The sequence below is a fragment of the Streptomyces sp. NPDC092369 genome, from assembly GCF_044755245.1.
Lineage (GTDB): Bacteria > Actinomycetota > Actinomycetes > Streptomycetales > Streptomycetaceae > Streptomyces.
Genome location: NZ_JBIVQP010000004.1, coordinates 913,186 through 928,717, shown reverse-complemented (window position 1 = coordinate 928,717; position 15,532 = coordinate 913,186). Strand labels below are relative to the sequence as shown.

General features: G+C 68.6%; 14 protein-coding genes and 1 pseudogene. 7 read left to right on the top strand and 8 right to left on the bottom strand.

The annotated features are described in order from the left end of the window. The first annotated feature begins 76 nt into the window (after positions 1 to 76). The 3 genes and pseudogenes from ACIQI8_RS28185 to ACIQI8_RS28175 all read left to right on the top strand — a co-directional run. A complete protein-coding gene (locus ACIQI8_RS28185; protein WP_402355896.1) occupies positions 77 to 301 on the top strand; it encodes a hypothetical protein in 225 nt (74 codons plus the stop codon). Continuing rightward, complete coding sequence (locus ACIQI8_RS28180) at positions 298 to 777, top strand: hypothetical protein (RefSeq protein ID WP_402355894.1); 480 nt, start codon at positions 298 to 300, stop codon at positions 775 to 777. The genes ACIQI8_RS28185 and ACIQI8_RS28180 overlap by 4 nt, the downstream gene beginning before the upstream one ends. Before the next feature lie 291 nt (positions 778 to 1,068). Continuing rightward, positions 1,069 to 1,628, top strand: a pseudogene (locus ACIQI8_RS28175) (IS5 family transposase); the annotation flags it as partial. Between the two features lie 52 nt (positions 1,629 to 1,680). Here the strand turns inward: ACIQI8_RS28175 and ACIQI8_RS28170 are convergent. Continuing rightward, entirely contained in the window at positions 1,681 to 2,844 is a 1,164-nt protein-coding gene (locus ACIQI8_RS28170) for an epoxide hydrolase family protein (RefSeq protein WP_402355891.1), read from the bottom strand. A gap of 101 nt (positions 2,845 to 2,945) precedes the next feature. Between ACIQI8_RS28170 and ACIQI8_RS28165 the strand changes: the two genes are divergently transcribed. Further along, complete coding sequence (locus ACIQI8_RS28165; protein ID WP_402355888.1) at positions 2,946 to 3,545, top strand: TetR/AcrR family transcriptional regulator; 600 nt, start codon at positions 2,946 to 2,948, stop codon at positions 3,543 to 3,545. 284 nt (positions 3,546 to 3,829) lie between these two features. On the opposite strand, the gene ACIQI8_RS28160 is transcribed toward ACIQI8_RS28165, so the two are convergent. Both ACIQI8_RS28160 and ACIQI8_RS28155 read right to left on the bottom strand, forming a co-directional pair. Continuing rightward, complete coding sequence (locus tag ACIQI8_RS28160; RefSeq protein ID WP_402355885.1) at positions 3,830 to 5,029, bottom strand: GDSL-type esterase/lipase family protein; 1,200 nt, start codon at positions 5,027 to 5,029, stop codon at positions 3,830 to 3,832. Between the two features lie 47 nt (positions 5,030 to 5,076). After that, on the bottom strand, positions 5,077 to 6,219 hold the full coding sequence (locus ACIQI8_RS28155) for an FAD-dependent oxidoreductase (protein ID WP_402355882.1): 1,143 nt from the start codon (positions 6,217 to 6,219) through the stop codon (positions 5,077 to 5,079). Between the two features lie 112 nt (positions 6,220 to 6,331). On the opposite strand from ACIQI8_RS28155, the gene ACIQI8_RS28150 reads away from it, so the two are divergent. Then, complete coding sequence (locus ACIQI8_RS28150) at positions 6,332 to 7,030, top strand: TetR/AcrR family transcriptional regulator C-terminal domain-containing protein (protein ID WP_402355879.1); 699 nt, start codon at positions 6,332 to 6,334, stop codon at positions 7,028 to 7,030. Between the two features lie 34 nt (positions 7,031 to 7,064). Here the strand turns inward: ACIQI8_RS28150 and ACIQI8_RS28145 are convergent, their stop codons facing one another. Further along, complete coding sequence (locus tag ACIQI8_RS28145) at positions 7,065 to 7,856, bottom strand: class I SAM-dependent methyltransferase (RefSeq protein WP_402356054.1); 792 nt, start codon at positions 7,854 to 7,856, stop codon at positions 7,065 to 7,067. Positions 7,857 to 8,399: 543 nt separating this feature from the next. Here ACIQI8_RS28145 and ACIQI8_RS28140 point away from each other — a divergent pair. Next, positions 8,400 to 9,149: a hypothetical protein gene (locus ACIQI8_RS28140; RefSeq protein ID WP_402355876.1), complete on the top strand. Its 750-nt coding sequence runs from the start codon at positions 8,400 to 8,402 to the stop codon at positions 9,147 to 9,149. A gap of 85 nt (positions 9,150 to 9,234) precedes the next feature. Here ACIQI8_RS28140 and ACIQI8_RS28135 read toward each other — a convergent pair whose 3' ends face one another. Then, the gene (locus tag ACIQI8_RS28135; RefSeq protein ID WP_402355873.1) at positions 9,235 to 10,260 is read right to left on the bottom strand and encodes a helix-turn-helix transcriptional regulator; all 1,026 of its coding nucleotides are present in this window, start codon (positions 10,258 to 10,260) and stop codon (positions 9,235 to 9,237) included. Positions 10,261 to 10,420: 160 nt separating this feature from the next. Here ACIQI8_RS28135 and ACIQI8_RS28130 point away from each other — a divergent pair, with 160 nt between their 5' ends. Continuing rightward, on the top strand, positions 10,421 to 10,843 hold the full coding sequence (locus tag ACIQI8_RS28130; RefSeq protein WP_402355871.1) for a VOC family protein: 423 nt from the start codon (positions 10,421 to 10,423) through the stop codon (positions 10,841 to 10,843). Between the two features lie 111 nt (positions 10,844 to 10,954). Here ACIQI8_RS28130 and ACIQI8_RS28125 read toward each other — a convergent pair whose 3' ends face one another. From ACIQI8_RS28125 to ACIQI8_RS28115, 3 genes are all read right to left on the bottom strand, one after another. Then, a complete protein-coding gene (locus tag ACIQI8_RS28125; protein WP_402355868.1) occupies positions 10,955 to 13,282 on the bottom strand; it encodes a YncE family protein in 2,328 nt (775 codons plus the stop codon). A 370-nt stretch (positions 13,283 to 13,652) separates the two neighbouring features. Next, positions 13,653 to 13,895 carry a hypothetical protein gene (locus tag ACIQI8_RS28120; protein ID WP_402355865.1) on the bottom strand — a complete coding sequence of 81 codons (243 nt, stop codon included), beginning with the start codon at positions 13,893 to 13,895 and terminating at the stop codon, positions 13,653 to 13,655. Positions 13,896 to 13,941: 46 nt separating this feature from the next. After that, complete coding sequence (locus ACIQI8_RS28115; RefSeq protein WP_402355862.1) at positions 13,942 to 15,351, bottom strand: ferric reductase-like transmembrane domain-containing protein; 1,410 nt, start codon at positions 15,349 to 15,351, stop codon at positions 13,942 to 13,944. Between the last annotated feature and the right edge of the window lie 181 nt (positions 15,352 to 15,532).

The following is a 15,532-nucleotide window of genomic DNA, read 5'->3' as shown; positions in this document are numbered from 1 at the left end:
CGTTGCCCTGAGGGCACTGGGCCGGACCGCGCATGGTCTCATCACGCGCCACTTCTCACGCCGCCACAATGAAGCCATGCCTCCGAGTCCCCAGCCCCCCGAACCCAGACCCCGCAATCTGCCGGGCGTGGTCGCCGACGAGTTGTACGGCCCCGCCGAAGGTGTCGTGGAACAGCGGTACGAGGCGAAGTACGTCAAGGTCGTCAAGCGGTCGACCGGCGACGAGGACGATTTCCTGGCGTTCTTCGATTCTCTCGAGCGCGGCCGTGCGGTTGAGCGGCGGGAAGGTGTCGCGGCATGATCAGCACCCACCTCGACGAAGAGCCCGCCGAGCATCGCCGCTTCGCCCGCTACCTGCGGGCTCTGGAGGCCGTCACCGAAGCGGACGAGGCCGACCTGGTGGCCGCCGTCCTGCGTGACCAGGACGCGACGATGGCGGACAGCGCGGTGGGCGGCCATCTGGACCGCCGGGCCGTCGGTTTCCTGACCGGCCCCCGGTTCACGACCTGGGCTCGAACGATGACCGAGGTGATCGCGGATCGCGAATTCCTATCCCTGCGCCTCCGCGAGTGGACCCTGCTCAGAACCATCGCTCTGGGCGGCGCATGGACCGCCGAGGAGCTCACGGGTACAACCGACTGGTTTCAACGCATGGTGGCAACCACGCAGATCGTGACCTCACCCAAGGCTCTCGAGCTGCTGGCAGAACGGGGACGAACCCGCCGCGTCCGAAACGCGGCAAGTCATCAGCTGCGAAGCCGCGACTGGCCCAACTGACTTGACCCACGGGTCTTTACGACTGCTCACGGCCACCACGTCGACGCCACTGGCGGGCGCGCATGTGCAGTCGGCGAGCGGGCCGTGGCCGCGACGATCGGCGTGGCAGCGGAGGTCTACTACAGCCTGGAGCTCCTGAGAGAGAAGCGGGAGCGACCACACTTCCGTACGTGGCGGTCGGCGGTCGCGGGCCGTATGGGAGCCGACACGCGCCCCTGAGTCCCTGGTTCCGATGCGAGGTCCCGGGCTTGATCTGCTGGCCCTGACGGGCGATGTGCCCTCGCTGGATCACGCCGTGGACGACCTGCTGCACGCCCCGGTGTCCCGGCTGCCCGGGTGCCGGACCGGCAGGCCTTGTGCGGGATCCTGTTCGTGCCGCACACCGGCATTCAGTGGGAGTACCTGCCCCAAGAGCTGGGCTTCGGCTCGCGCATGACCTGCTGGCGGCGCCTGGCTGCGTGGAACGAGGCCGGCGTGTGGGAGGCACTGCACCTGGTGCTGCTGAAGAAGCTGCGGGTGGCGAAGAAGCTGGACTGGTCGCGGGCGGTGATCGACTCCTCCCACGTGCGGGCCGCTCGGCACGGCCCAAAAGCGGGCCCAGCCCGGTCGACCGCGCACGACCGGGCACCAAGCACCACGTCCTCACCGACGGCCAGGGCATCCCGCTCGCGGTATAGCTGACCGGCGGAAACCGTAACGACGTCACGCAGTTGCTGCTCCTGCTGGACAAGGTTCCGGCCGTGGCCGGCGTCGCCGGCCGGCCCAGACGCCGACCCGACGCGCTCCTCGCAGACCGCGGCTACGACCACGACAAGTACCGCCGCCTGCTCCGGGCACGCGGCATCCGCCCCGTCCAACGCCCTTGTCAGGACCTCTTAGTGCCCGCTGAGCTCCGCGTTGACGTCATGAACGAAGGGTGCGCAGGCCGGTGCGGATTTCGCTGACCAGGATCTCGGGCTGTTCCAGGGCCGCGAAGTGCCCACCCTTGTCGGCCTCGCCGTAGTGGATCAGATCGCTGTAGGCGTCTTCGATCCAGCTACGTGGCAGGCGTGGAATGTCCCTCGGGAAGACGGTCACCGCGACCGGAAGCGTCACCTTCGGGCCGGCGAACGTGAGCGATCTGTTCTCCCAGTAAATGCGGGCGGACGACGCTGCGCTGTTGGTGAACCAGTAGAGGGATATCGCGTCGAGCATCTCGTCGATGCCGAGAGCGTCCTCGGCAAGCCCGTGGTTGTCGGTCTTGGACTGGAACTTCTCGTAGATCCAGGCTGCCTGACCGGCGGGCGAGTCCGCCAGGGCGAAGCCAACGGTCTCCGGCTTCGTGCCCTGAAGGTGGTTCGACCCACCGAGTTCGCCGGTGTAGAGGGCGAGGGTCTCCACGGCGTCGCGCTGTTCGGGCGACAAGGTGTCGGGGATCTGTGCGGGAAAGGCGTACTGGGTGTTCAGATGAATTCCGAGAAGCCCCTCAGGTCGCATGGCCCCGAGGGCGGTGGTGACGACGGCACCCCAGTCGCCGCCTTGTGCGGCCCATTTCGTGTAGCCGAGACGCTTCATCAGCTCCACCCACGCGCTTGCGATGCGCGAGACGGTCCACCCGGTCTCCGTGGGCTTCTGGGAGAACCCGAACCCGGGGAGCGACGGGACGACGACGTCGAATGAATCGGCGGCGTCTCCTCCGAACGAGACCGGGTCGGTCAGCGGGCCGATCAGCTTCAGGAACTCGACGATCGAGCCCGGCCATCCATGCGTGAGGAGCAGCGGCATCGCCTGGGGGTTCTTGGACCTGACGTGGATGAAGTGGATGTCCAGCCCGTCGATCTCGGTCAGAAACTGGGGGTATCGATTGAGCTCGGACTCGAAGCGCCGCCAGTCGTAACCGCGCTCCCAGTACTCCACAAGAGACCTGGCGTTCTCCACGCGAACCCCTTGCGACCAGTCGCCCACCGTTTCCGGATCCGGCCACCGGGTTCTGGCCAGTCGCTGCTTGACGTCGTCGATCGCCGATTCCGGGATCGAGACCGTGAACGGCCGGACGAGGGTCGAGATAGGTGGCGTCGGTGCGGTCATTGGCTTCTCCTCTTCTCCTGAGCGCCGAAGGGCAGCGCAACTCTCGCTGCACACTGCTGTACAGTCAATCTCACTGTACACCGGTGTGCAATACTGGCGCCGTGCCCACCGAGTCCTCCCGCGTGCGCTCGATGAACGAGACACGCGAACGCATCCTCGACGTCGCCCTCGATCTGCTCGGAGAGAACCCCGACGCCGGAATGGGCGAGATCGCCTCCACCGCCGGCGTCGTCCGTCGCACGGTCTACGACCACTTCCCCTCGCGCCGCGACCTGGTTCGGACACTCACGGAACGGGCCGTCGCCGAGATGACAGCCGTGCTCACCGAAGTCAACGCCTCCGGCGCCGAAGCGGACGCGGCGTGGGTCGAATTCATCGCCCGCCTCTGGCCGGTGGCGCACCGGTACCGAGTGCTGCTGGCGCTGCGCCGTGGCGAGTACGGCGAGGCGATCCACGGCCTGCTCGGGCCAGTCGATGAGCTCCTCGCCGACCTCGTGAAGCGGGGCCAGGACACCGAGGTGTTCGCACAGCACCTGCCGGCGGGCACTCTGAGCCAGGTCGCCTACGGCGTCGTGTTCGCCATCGCGGACAGCGACCTGTCGAACGGAACCGGCGGCGCCCGAGCAGCGACGATCACGAGCCTGCTGATGCTCGGAGTGCCCGAGACACGCGCCATCGCTCTCGCGGGGGACCAGCCCTGACCCGCAGTACTCGAACCGAGCCGCGAAGCCAGTCCGGTTCTGGTCCCGCAGCGCGTCGGCGATCTCCTGCATCCCGTAACGCTTCTGATGGCCGGAGATCGACGGATGCCGTGCCTTCCGCGCCGTGATCAGCGGTTTGATCACGGGTCGGTCAGGTCGGTCCTGTGCGGCTTGCGCTCAGCCACCGCTCCAGCGCACCACGGCCAAGCCTGCTGACGAGACGAAACCCTCGACTCGTTCATCAGTCGATGATCCTGCTCGCCTCGTCCTCAAGGATCTGCAGGTTAGAGCCGCAACCGGGCAAGAGCTTCAGCCATCACCCGCGCAAGGCGCTTCGACCCGTTGACATTGGGATGAGTGTGGTCCGGGGCGGCGTACTTGTCTTCGAGGAGGGAAGGGTCGGCTTCGGAGCGGATCGCTGCGTCGAAGTCAACGAATTGGTGCCCGGACGTGCGGATCCACTCGTTGACCGCAAGGCGGAAGTCTTCTCGGCCGGGGTCGCCCGCGAGATCCGGGGCAAGCGGTGTGACGGTGGTGAGAAGCACGGTGAGCCCTGCCGTCCGGGCCCGATCGATGAGCTCTCGGTAACCATCGATCAGCTGGGCGGGGGTCGGCATCTCGTCCAGCGGCGCCACTCTGCCGGGAAGGCTCCAGTCGTTGCTGTTGTAGGCGATCACCACGTGCGTCACGCCGTGGGTTCCGAGCACGTCCTCATCGAACCGGGACAGCCCGGCCCGGCCCCAGGACGGAGTCGCCGATGGTGCGTCCAGTCGGATTCGGTTTCCTGCGATTCCTCGGTTGACGACGGCGATCCTGGCATCAGCGGGAAGCAGGGCCGCGGTGTACTGCGGCCACCCCATTGCCGTGCTGGATGCCCCGAGGCATACGACCACCGCGTTCGCCTCGGCTCCGGCCACCTCGACGGTGCGCAGGAAAGGACCTCCCGGAGGCAGGGACCAGCCGTTCCCGTCTGGCTCGGGTTCGGTGCCGGTGTTGGTGGCAGGGAATTCGCGTGATTCGTCGGCCTCCACCGGCGTCGATCCTTCGAGCGGGAAGGCGCGTGATCCTACGAAGTCGCCCGGCAGGGACCGGTCGAACGTGAATCCGTTCGCTGACGTGTAAGGGGTGAACTCGGGCAGATACAGATCGACGACGATCTCGTCGCCGTGGCTGACGGTCAGGTCGACCGGGTCGGTCCACCGTGATGTGCCGGCCGGGATCTCGATCGATGACTGCCCGTCGACGGAGATCTCGACGAACCGTCCGCAGACTCCGATGGCGCTTCGTGCGATGCGAACGGCGCCGTCCCCGAAGAGATTGGACAGCTCCACCCGGACGCGGCTGCCGCCGATGCTTGCGGGCACGCTCATGCGGACGGTGACATCGTCGAAGGGCGGCTCGTCATCCTCACCGCGGAAGTCGGTCATGGCCTGGGTCCACGTCGGTGCCCAGCCCATGCCGTCGTCGGTCTCGTATGTGCTCACACTGGCCTCTTCTTCGTCTGCTGTGGGTCGGCTGCCGGGTTTTGATGTCACTCGGCCTGGTCGGCGGCGGTGAAGAGGTCGAGGAAGCCGGACGGTGCGTTGTCGCCGATCATCAGGTTCAACATGTCGTGCGCCTCGGCGTAGAAGGGTTCGGTTCGGGGGAACAGCGCCTCTTCGTAGGCGGTGAGAGCCGCCTCGACGTCGTTGGGGTGAGCGGCGATCGCCTTGCCGAGTTCGGCGCCGTCGAACATCGCCAGGTTTGCGCCGTCACCGGACGGCGGCATCAGGTGTGCGGCATCGCCGAGCAGCGTCACTCCGGGCACGCGCTCCCATCGGTGTCCGTCCGGGAGCGTGTGAATCGGGCGGGCGACCGGAGCGTTCTCGCCGTCGGTGATCAGCGCGGTGAGCGCCGGGGCCCAGCCGTCGAACTCCGCCGCGATCCTGGCGGTCGCGGCGGCGGCGTCGGTGAAGTCGATGGCGGCGATCCACTCGGCGGAGCGGTTCAGCTCGACGTACGTGTGCAGGATGTTCCCCGCCTCGCGGTGCGCGATGATCCCCTTGCCCGGAGCCAGTGCGTACATCGCGCCGAGACCGACCGTCTCGGCCGCCGCGGGATGCTGCTCGTCGGCGTCGTACAGGTAGATGTCGATGAATGTCGTGCCGGTGTACCGGGGTTCGGCGTCGGAGAGCAGCGGGCGGACCTTCGACCAGGCGCCGTCGGCGCCGACGAGGAGACCGGTAGTCACGGTCGTGCCGTCGGTGAAGGTCAGCTCGTGCCGGCCGTCGCCGAGGGGCCGGACACCGGTGGCCTTGTGTCCCCACCGGACCGCCTGATCGGGCAGGGAGTCGAGCAGGATCCGGCGCAGGTCTCCGCGAAGCACTTCGGGACGCCGCCCCGTGCCGTCGTCGGGAGCGTCGAACAGCAGCTTGCCGTCCTGGTCGAGCACGCGCGACGCCTCGGCGCCTTCGTGGATGATCGCGCGGAACTCGTCGGTGAGGTCGGCGTCGGCGAGCGCGCGCTGCCCGTCGGCCTTGTGGATGTCGAGCTGGCCGCCCTGGGTGCGGGACTTCTCCGAGGGATCGGCCTCGTAGACCGTCGCCGGGATGCCGTGGACGTGCAGGACCCGGGCGAGAGTCAGCCCGCCGAGGCCGGCGCCGACGATGGCGATCGGATGGTGGCTGGTGTTCATGGGCTTCCTCGTTTCCGCACGGCGCAGCGTCGGGCACATACCCGACATCAATATGGACCGGCGTTCCATTACCAATATGGAACGCCGGTCCAGGGTGTGTCAAAATGGGGTCATGCAGCGGACGCGAGGAAGAGCACCCACCGGGGGGCGTGCCGGCGCCCTCTCACAAGAGCTGATCGTCGGCGCGGCCGTCTCACTGCTGGACGAGCTGGGCGAGCGGGGGCTCACCTTCAGGCTGCTGGCCAAAGAGCTGAACACCGGGCCCGGCGCGCTGTACTGGCACGTGTCGAACAAGGACGAGCTGGTCGCCCTGGCCGCCGATCACGTGCTCGGCCACGCCTTCGCCGAGCAACCGAGCCTTGAGGAAGAGGCCGGCTCCGGGCTGCGCACGCTCGCCGTCGCCGTCTTCGACGCCCTTGACCGGCACCCGTGGGCGGCGTCCCACGTCTCCGCACCGCCCATACTGGCGAACTCGCTGCGCCTGCTCGACCGCATCGGCACTCTGGTCGCACGCACCGGGCTGCCGGCCGAACGGCACTTCGCGGTGTCCACCGCGATCTCCTACTACATCACCGGCGTCAGCGCCCAGATCATCGCCCCGCGCATCACCCACGACGCGACCGTCAGCCGCGACGACTTCCTCGCCCGGACCGCCCAACGCTGGGAAGAACTCGACCCGGCCGTCTACCCCTTCCTGACACGCACCACCCGGCACCTGCGCGACCATGCCGATCGTGACCAGTTCATCGCCGGCCTCGACATGCTCCTGAACGGCCTCAACACGATCGCGGACCCGCGGCCGCCCGCATGACGCCGCGGTCGTCTCGGCCGGCCGCACGGCTGGGTCAGCCCGGCTTGACCGCCAGCGTCGCGAAATAGTTCGACATGTAGTGAGCGGATGCGTTGGATTGGTGCGGCGCCTCCGCGAAGCCGGTGAGGACGAACCCCGCGGCGAGTTGCCCGCCGATCTGCTCGGTGAGGGTGTGACTGTATTCAAGGGCCGCATCCGCGCCGAACTTCGTGGCGCGTTCCTCGGCGGAGTACTGCGTGACATCGCTGTAGGGCAGCTTGTGCACGACGATCAGCTCGCCGCGCTCGTCGAGCGCCTCGTGGTCGAACAAGTACGCATCAGGGTTGATGAAGCCCGCCAGCAGAGTTCCGCCCGGTCGCAGGACGCGGAAGCACTCACGCCACACCGGCGCCAAGTCAGGTACGAACAGGTTGGAGACCGGATGGAATACGACGTCGAAGGCGGCGTCGCCGAAGGTGCTCAGGTCGCGCATGTCGCCCAGGACGGTGCGCAGTTCGAGCCCGTCGCGTGCCGCCACCATCTGGTCCTGGCCCAGTTGGCGCGGTGAGTTGTCGAACACCGTGACCCGCGCCCCCGCAGCGGCGAGGATCGGACCCTGCTGGCCGCCGCCGGAGGCCAGGCACAACACGTCCTTGCCGCTCAGCTCCGCCGGCAACCAGGAGCGGTCGACCGGCTCACGCCCGATGAGAACGATCGACCAGTCGCCCGTGCGGGCACGCTCGACATCCTCAGAACTCACCGGCCTCGACCACTCGTTGCCCTCTTGGACATACCTGTCCCAGGCTGCCCGATTGTGGGCAGCGGGATCGACACCCATATCCTCCACGTTCAACTCCCTGCTACAGCCAAGCGGACGCCTGCGGTACCGACAGTGCGGTGCCGCCAGCCAACACGATCGCCGGGCGCGCGCTCAACGAAATAAGCGCGCATCGAGGTCTCCGCGGGCCCGACGGATGGTCGCGCGGCGGGTGCGAAAGCGCTGGTAGCCCCAGGACGAGACCCTTCACTGGCAGGGGATCACCTTTAGCGGGACGCAGCACGGCCCGGCGTCGCAGGCATTCCGGGGCCTATGAGCCGTGCGCCGCCTCGCGCTCGGCAGCGAACTCGTCGAGCAGCTCGAACCACTCGTGCCAGCCGTCGAGTCCAGGGCCGCCGTGGCGAGGTCGAAGGTGACGATCGACATCGCGGAGCCGTGAGAACGCCATGAGTTGAACTCGATCACAGGCTGTCCATCCTCTGATCCGTGCAGACTTCGTGGTGCCGGGCCGGAGCGTCCCAACGCTAATGTGCCCGGATGACCTCAACCGGGACGTCCTCGCTGATACTGCATGGCAGACGCGGTAGCTCTGTCCGGCTGCAGGACGGGGTGGTGCTACTGACCGCGGACGGCGTTCGGCGCCGGATACCGGTGGCGGCGGTGGAGCGGATCGACGTCCACGGCCCCAAGGGCCGACGGCTGACCGTCGTACTGACGGGCAGTGAGCCCGTGGCGTACCGCCTCAGGTGCCGCAGTGGCCCCGCCGTGCGCGAGTTCGCGCAGGCACTCCAGCGTGCGCTGCCCGTACGGGACGCCGCCGAGCCGCGGACGGACGGGGCGGTGCTGGTGACCGAGGAGCCACTGGCGCGGGCGGTGCCGAACCGGGCCCGGCAGCTGTGGTGGGGACTGGGGAGCGCCTATGTGCTGGTGCTCGTCCTGCTGATTGTCACAGACGCCGGGGTGGTCCCGGTTCTCCTCTGGGTGGCAGCTCCTGAGGCGATCGGCGGTGGCGGGTTCGGCGTGCACGTCGGATGGAAGGTGGTCCGGGAAGCCTGGGGAATGCGTACCCGGGGCATCACGGTGGAGGGACGCCTGCAGCGATCCCACTGGTACGAGGGTGTCGAGCAGTACACCTACGCGTACGTCGACAAGCAGGGCGAGCGGCGTGAGCTCACGACCTCCACGGCGGGCGGCGACCCAGCCGAGATCACCTACGACCCCGCACACCCCGCGACCGCCCAGGCCGGCACGGGTACGACGGGTTGGCTGGTGTTCGGTGCCGTACTCATCCTGCTGCTGGGACCACTCCTCCTGGCCGGCCTCTCGTTCGTGGTGGTGGGCGTGACAGCCCTGGTCTTTTGAATGAGAGACCCATCCAGTACCGGGCGCTCGGGGACCGTCTCCTTCCATCTGCCTGAGGACGAGGACTGATCCCGGCCGGCACGTGCTAAACGCGTCCGGGGTCCTGATCATGCGGCGGGATCACCGTCGCTCGCTCCGTGGTGCGTGCCGCGGCGGCATAGCGGACGGCCAAGTCCCCGAACGCCGTGGCCAGTTCGGGTGGGCCGATGACCTCGATGCCGGTGTCGAAGCGGCCAATGGCTGCGGCCAAGCCCGTCCATGACCAGGAGCCGAGGATGAGTCGGCAGTGGTGGGGGCCGAGTTCTACGACGATTCCGTCCTGGGCGAAGGGCGCGACCTCCGCAGCCGGGAGGTGGAGGATGACCTCGCCTTGGCAGGGCCAGTCGGTGGTGGTGCCGTCGTTGCCTCGGAAGCGGCTGGTGACGAAGGTGGAGACGGTGCCGCCGGGGAGGTCGCGCGGGGTGAAGCGGGGGCCGGTGGGTGTGCGGGGCCGGATGCGGTCGACGCGAAAGATGCGCCAGTCCTCGCGGTGGAGGTCCCAGGCCACCAGGTACCAGTGATGACGCCAGGTCACCAGGTGGTGGGGGTGCACGCGGCGGGGGCCGTCGGCCGGGGTGCTCGGATCCGGGGCGTAGTCGAAGCGCAGTTCCTCGTGAGCGTGGAGGGCGCGGCTCACGTCCATCAGGATGTGGGGATCGACCTGGGAGGTGTCGTCTGCCGCCGCGGGCGGTGGAACCACGGTGATCTGCAACAGGTCGATGCGGTGGCGCAGGCGGGGCGGCATGACCTGGCCGAGGGTGGCCAGCGCGCGGGAGGCGTCCTCGGCGACGGTGGTGCCGGCGGCCGCGGTCTGCAGTGCGACGGCCAGGGCCACGGCCTGCGCGTCGTCGAACAGCATGGGCGGCAGGTGAGTGCCGGCCGCCAGGCGGTAACCGCCGGCCGGTCCTTTGACGGTGGTGATCGGGTAGTCGAGTTCGCGCAGCCGCTCGATGTCACGGCGCACCGTGCGCGAAGTGATGCCGAGACGCTCGGCGAGATCGTCGCCGGACCAGTCACGGGGCGTCTGGAGGAGCGAGAGCAGCGCGAGCAGTCGGGCGGATGTTTTGTGCATGGCACCCATCCTTCCCGGAGTACCGGACACACCCTGTCCGCTACCTCTGCCAACGTGGCCCACGCGCCGGTCGGGAGGCAAGCCTCCGGGTCACGGCGCCCGCCGCTCGGTATCGCAGGCCGGCGGCGTACATCTCGCACACCGCAGCAAGGAGCAGGTCATGTCCGTCACGACCACCACTCATCTGAACTTCCGGGGCACCGCGCGTGAAGCGCTGGACTTCTACCAGTCCGTCTTCGGCGGACGCACTGTCGCGGTCACCTACAAGGACGCGGGCGCGGTACGGAACGAGAGCGAGGCGGACTGGGTGATGTGGGGCGAGGTGGCCGGCGACAACGGCTTCCACGTCATGGCCTACGACGTGCCCTCGCAACTGCCCTGGAACCAGGGCGAGAACCCGTTCTTCGTCTCCGTGCGCGGAGACGGGGCCGAGGAGATCAGCGCCCTGTGGGGCAGGCTCGCCGAGGGCTCGACCATCGTGAGTCCATTGGCACCCGCGCAGTGGGCGCCGCTGTACGGCATGCTCACCGACCGGTTCGGCGTCACCTGGGTCCTGGACGTCACGCCTCCGTACAACGGCTGAACGGACCGATCGACCGACCTGGCGTGCCCGCGCCCAGGTCTGAGAACTCCGAGGACGTCGATCACTGCGATCGCAGGGCGGGAGCCCCAGGAGTGATGGGCTCCCGCCCGGCTACTTCACGGTGCCGGGACGGACGGTGAAGTAGGTCCATCCGCTCTGCGCGGTGCCGGTCTGCGCGCCGGTGGCCGGGGGTGTGTAGAGGCCGCGGATGCGGTAGCGGTCGTTGCTCGTGAAGAGCTTCAGAGCGCGGCTGTAGCCGTACCAGCCGTCGGAGTACAAGGGCACGCACTTCTGCGAGGTGGCCTGATGCCAGGTCCCCGAGGAGTAGTGCTCGATGGACATCGACGCGCAGCCGCCGGCCTGACGGGGTGTGACATGGAGGTTGAAGCCCATGGTGACTTCGGACTTGTAGAAGACCTGGTAGGTGGTGGATCCGATGTGGGTGGTCTTCGACGGGTACTGGATCTGTGTCTTGACCGTCGGTGTCAGGGTCGCGCCGGCGGTCACCGTGCGCGGTGCGTAGCGGTAGTCCCCCGCGAATGCCGCGCTGAAGACGGTGTTGCGGGTGACTTTGTACGACGCGACGAGGTTGCCCCGCGCGTCCACCTTGCCGCTCTTGAGCGCGGTGCGGGGTTTGCCCGCGGGCTGGGCGTACAGCGTCACGACCCGGGAGTTGTACGTGGTCCCCAGGTGCGCGGTGACCTTGACGGTCGCACCCGAGTGGTAGGACTTCGCGTCGGTCGTCACGTTCAGGGACGGCGTGGACCGGGAGACCTGAACCGTCTGCGAACCGGTCACCGGGAGGTAGGACGCGCCGCCGTCGTAGGTGAAGGAGTAGGTGTTCGCGCCGCCGGTCTGCGGTGTGTCGTGGAGGGCGAAAGTGCCGTCGGCGGCGACGGGTGCGGTGCCCAGCGAGTACCCCGAGGGGTGTGCCGGATCGGTCTTGACGACATGTACCGCACCGGTCCTCACGTGTGCGTGCGGCCAGTTGAGCCGTCCGGTGACGGTCACAGGCGCGGCCCGTCCCCCGGTGTCCGGGGCGGTGAGCGTCATGGTGGGCGCGTACTTCGCGACGGGTACGTCGAAGGTCTTGGTGGCGGGTCCGTAGTGGCCGCTGCCCGAGTAGTCGACGCGGAAGCTGAGGGGGCCCGTGGCGGGAGCGGTGCCGGAAACGTCGTAGGAGCCGAAGTAGTCGACCGGCGGGTGGGCCGGGGTGGCCGTCGGGTTCGGAACGAGCACGCCGTCCGGATCGGCCTGGTCGTAGCGCGTGATCCGCACGATGCCCGGAATCATGGCCTCACCGGCGTCGAGACTGACGGGTGCGTCGAAGCCTGCCCGGAACGAGTAGGCCTCGCCGGGAGCGAGCGGGGTGGTGGTTGAGTTGCCCGACAGCCTCACCCACGCGGTTTCCGGGTTGCGCGCCGTCAGCAGTGTCGGTGTCCCGCCGGTGGCGTCCACGGTCACGGCGTAGAGCCGGCTGCCGTCCGGTGCCCAGGCGAGACCGTGGACGGCCAGGCGCATCTGAGATGCGAACTCGTACAGGTTGTAGTAGCCCTTGGCCGTTTCCGGAAACGCCTCGAATCCGTAGTTGCAGCCGCAGCCGGCGAGGGTGCCGTCCGGCGCAACGGCGATGGCCCGGGCGGCCAACGGCTCGGCGAACTGCCCGTTCACCGCCAGGTCCGAGACGCGGTAGCGGTCGCTGCTCGCGCGCAGCCAGGACGAGAGCGCCAGGTGCTCGCCGTCCGCGGTGACGGCGAAGTCGGTCAACTCGGGGACGGGCAGCGACTTCGCAGCCTGCCGGGTCAGCACACCGTCATCTGCCGCGTACGTGGCGACGGCGGTGGTGTCGCCGGTCTGCGCGGCGGCCGCGAGGACGCCGGAGGGAGTCGGGGTCGTCGCCAGTGCCGGGGGCGCGGTCCAACTGCCCGTGCCCTCCCCCAGGTTGACCGTGCCGGCCGCGTCGACGGAGCCGATGCCACCGGTCCCCGTCGTGCCGTACCCGAACCAGAGGGTGCCCCCGGCGACGGCGAGCGAGTCCGGGTGGGTGCCGGCGCCCGTGCCGTAGCGCGCCGACTCGGTCAGAGTCGCCGTGCTGATCGCCGCGATCGCGTCCTGGTCAGGGAGGGCGGCGTACAGCGCGGATCCGTCGGCGGAGAGGGCAAGACCGGTGGCACCGGGCTCGCCACTGATTGTCGTCGGGTTTCCGCCGTCGAGATCGGTGACGAGGATGCCGTCGGTGTCGGCGCCACCGCTGATGTACAGGTGTCCGTGCGGGGCATCCACGACCAGGTGCGCGAAGTGCGCGATCGGCAATGCCGTACTCGACGCCGCGTACGAGTCCACCACGACGGGACCGAAGACGGTCGCGCCGGTCATCCCCAGGACCAGCGCACCGACGACCGACGCGGCGATCGCCGGCGAGAGTCTCGCCGTTTTCATCACATGCCCCCCACACACACCATCTTCACGATCAACGGGGCGCAAGCTAACACACGGCTGCCAACAGCCATCCTTTGAGGGAGCAGAAAGCATCGAAGGTCAGCGCGGGAACGTCCGTCGCGACCAAGACCTTCAAGGACGTCACGGTGACGGTGACTGTCGACGCGACCGGCTCCAGGTCCATCAAGCACACCTGGAAACTGAGCGTCGGCAAGAAGCAGTACGCCTGCGGCTCCTACCTTCGCCTTGCCGGTGGGACGGGGATGTCGGCGGATCGCGTGCGCAACCTGTGCGGCGCACGTGGTCGGGGCCGCCCTCTCGTGTCAGGGGGCGGCCCCGGGTTCCTTGCTCGTGTCGGCAGGCGGCGCCGTTACTTGTTCTCGCCCGGCTTGCCGACGTGGTCGCCGTCGCCTGGGGTGTCGTCACCCGGCTTTGCCTGGTCGACCGGCGCGGCCGACGAGTCGGAGCCCGGACTGGCGGGGGCCGTGGCCGCGGGGGCGTCGTTCTTCTCCTCGCCTCCCTTCCCGCCGACACCGGACAGATTGAGCTGGTAGGCGAAGAGAAGGGCGGCTACGGCGAGGGTGGCGGTGAACCAGAGGGTGATGCGTCGCATGACGTGCTCCAGAGAAGTGTGGTTGAGGGTTGATCGAGTGCGTCGGTCACCAGGCGAACTCTTCGGTGTGCAGGCTGTCGCGGTGGACGCCGGCACGTCTGGTGGCCTTGCGTACGGCTGACAGCCAGGCCGGGGGTCCGCAGACGTAGACATCGCGGTCGGCGACGTCGGGGACGAGTTCCCTGAGCACCTGGGCGTCGTCGATGTGGGTGCCGATCCCGGCCGGCAGCCAGGAGTCGTCGGCCCTGCGCGCACCGGGCATGAAGTGCAGCTCGACCCCCCGGACGGCGGCGATCTGCCGCAGTTCGTCGGCGAACACGGCGTGCTCGGCCTCGGTGTAGCGGTACAGAAGCGCGGCTTCACCCGGCCGGAAGGGTGTGTCCTCCATCAGCGCGCGCATGGGCGTGACACCGATTCCGGCAGCGATCAGCAGCATGCGGGGATGCCGGCGCCGGCGCGCGGTGAGTGTGCCGTAGGGGCCTTCGATGAGAACGCGTGTGCCGGGCCTGAGGCGGGCCTGGCGCTCGCTGCCGTCTCCGGCGATCTTGACGGTGATACGGAGATGGCGTGCCGTGGGCGCGGCGGACAGGGTGTAGGGGTTGCCACGGGACCAGCCGGGGCCGTCGAGGAAGCGCCAGATGAAGAACTGGCCCGACTCCGTGCGCAGCCGGTCCAGTCGGTGCCCGCGCATGACGACCGAGAAGACACCGTCCCCCTCGGGGCGTACCTCTTCCACGCGCAGTCGGTGGTAGAGCGAGCGCCACAGGGGCCAGGCGAGACGGTAGACGAGGGTAACGCCCCCGGCGAATAGGTAGAGGGTCCACCAGTAGGTGCGCGCCCAGGCCGCGTGGAAGTCCGCGCCGTCGCCGATCATGTGCGGGAAGGTGAAGGCGGTGCCGAGGTAGGCGTACAGGTGCAACAGGTGCCAGGACTCGTAGCGCAGTCGCCGTCGGGCCGCCCGCACCGAGGTCACCACCACCATGATCACCGCGAGGGTGCCGATCGTCGCGAACAGCATCCACGAGTCGGTGATGAACAGGCTCCACAGTTCGTCCGCGGCCGCTGCCGGATCCCGCATGACCCGTTGTGCCGCGAAGAGCACCACGTGCGCCAGCATCAGCCAGAAGGAGGCGAAGCCGATCCAGCGGTGGCGTCGGGTGAGCAGGTCGTGGCCCCAGGAACGCTCCACCCAGGGGATACGGGCGAGCAGGACCACTTGGAGCACCATGAGGTCCGCGGAGACGAGTCCGGTGAGCAGGCCGAGGGAGCCGATCGCCGTGTCCACGGTGGTGAGGCTGAGCAGTCCCTGGTTCAGGATCCAGATGAACACGACGGCGACCACCGAGGCGATGGCGGCCGGACCGAGCAGGTCGGCCAGGCCGAACCCCAGGATGCCGCGGTGGGGCCTCCGGGGTAGCCGCCTGTGCTCGGTGGCCACCGTTTTGGATGTGCTCATCGCTGCCTTCCCTCGGGCGTGGAGTGGGATCGGGCGCCTCGTGGGCCGCCCCGATGACCAGAGTGGAGGGCGTTTTTGTGGCGGCTTTAAGAAGCCTGTGACGGCATCGGACGCAGGGTGTCGGCACCGGTTCGCCACCCCCCGTGGTGGCTCCTGGCCACGGCGTCGCCGGTAAAGCTAA

What these genes read in the sequence shown, in the direction of transcription:
- ACIQI8_RS28185 (WP_402355896.1), top strand. Translation starts at nt 77, where the DNA reads ATGCCTCCGAGTCCCCAGCCCCCCGAACCCAGACCCCGCAATCTGCCG.
- ACIQI8_RS28135 (WP_402355873.1), bottom strand. Translation starts at nt 10,260, where the DNA reads ATGCACAAAACATCCGCCCGACTGCTCGCGCTGCTCTCGCTCCTCCAG.
- ACIQI8_RS28150 (WP_402355879.1), top strand. Translation starts at nt 6,332, where the DNA reads ATGCAGCGGACGCGAGGAAGAGCACCCACCGGGGGGCGTGCCGGCGCC.
- ACIQI8_RS28170 (WP_402355891.1), bottom strand. Translation starts at nt 2,844, where the DNA reads ATGACCGCACCGACGCCACCTATCTCGACCCTCGTCCGGCCGTTCACG.
- ACIQI8_RS28115 (WP_402355862.1), bottom strand. Translation starts at nt 15,351, where the DNA reads ATGAGCACATCCAAAACGGTGGCCACCGAGCACAGGCGGCTACCCCGG.
- ACIQI8_RS28120 (WP_402355865.1), bottom strand. Translation starts at nt 13,895, where the DNA reads ATGCGACGCATCACCCTCTGGTTCACCGCCACCCTCGCCGTAGCCGCC.
- ACIQI8_RS28130 (WP_402355871.1), top strand. Translation starts at nt 10,421, where the DNA reads ATGTCCGTCACGACCACCACTCATCTGAACTTCCGGGGCACCGCGCGT.
- ACIQI8_RS28155 (WP_402355882.1), bottom strand. Translation starts at nt 6,219, where the DNA reads ATGAACACCAGCCACCATCCGATCGCCATCGTCGGCGCCGGCCTCGGC.
- ACIQI8_RS28180 (WP_402355894.1), top strand. Translation starts at nt 298, where the DNA reads ATGATCAGCACCCACCTCGACGAAGAGCCCGCCGAGCATCGCCGCTTC.
- ACIQI8_RS28125 (WP_402355868.1), bottom strand. Translation starts at nt 13,282, where the DNA reads ATGAAAACGGCGAGACTCTCGCCGGCGATCGCCGCGTCGGTCGTCGGT.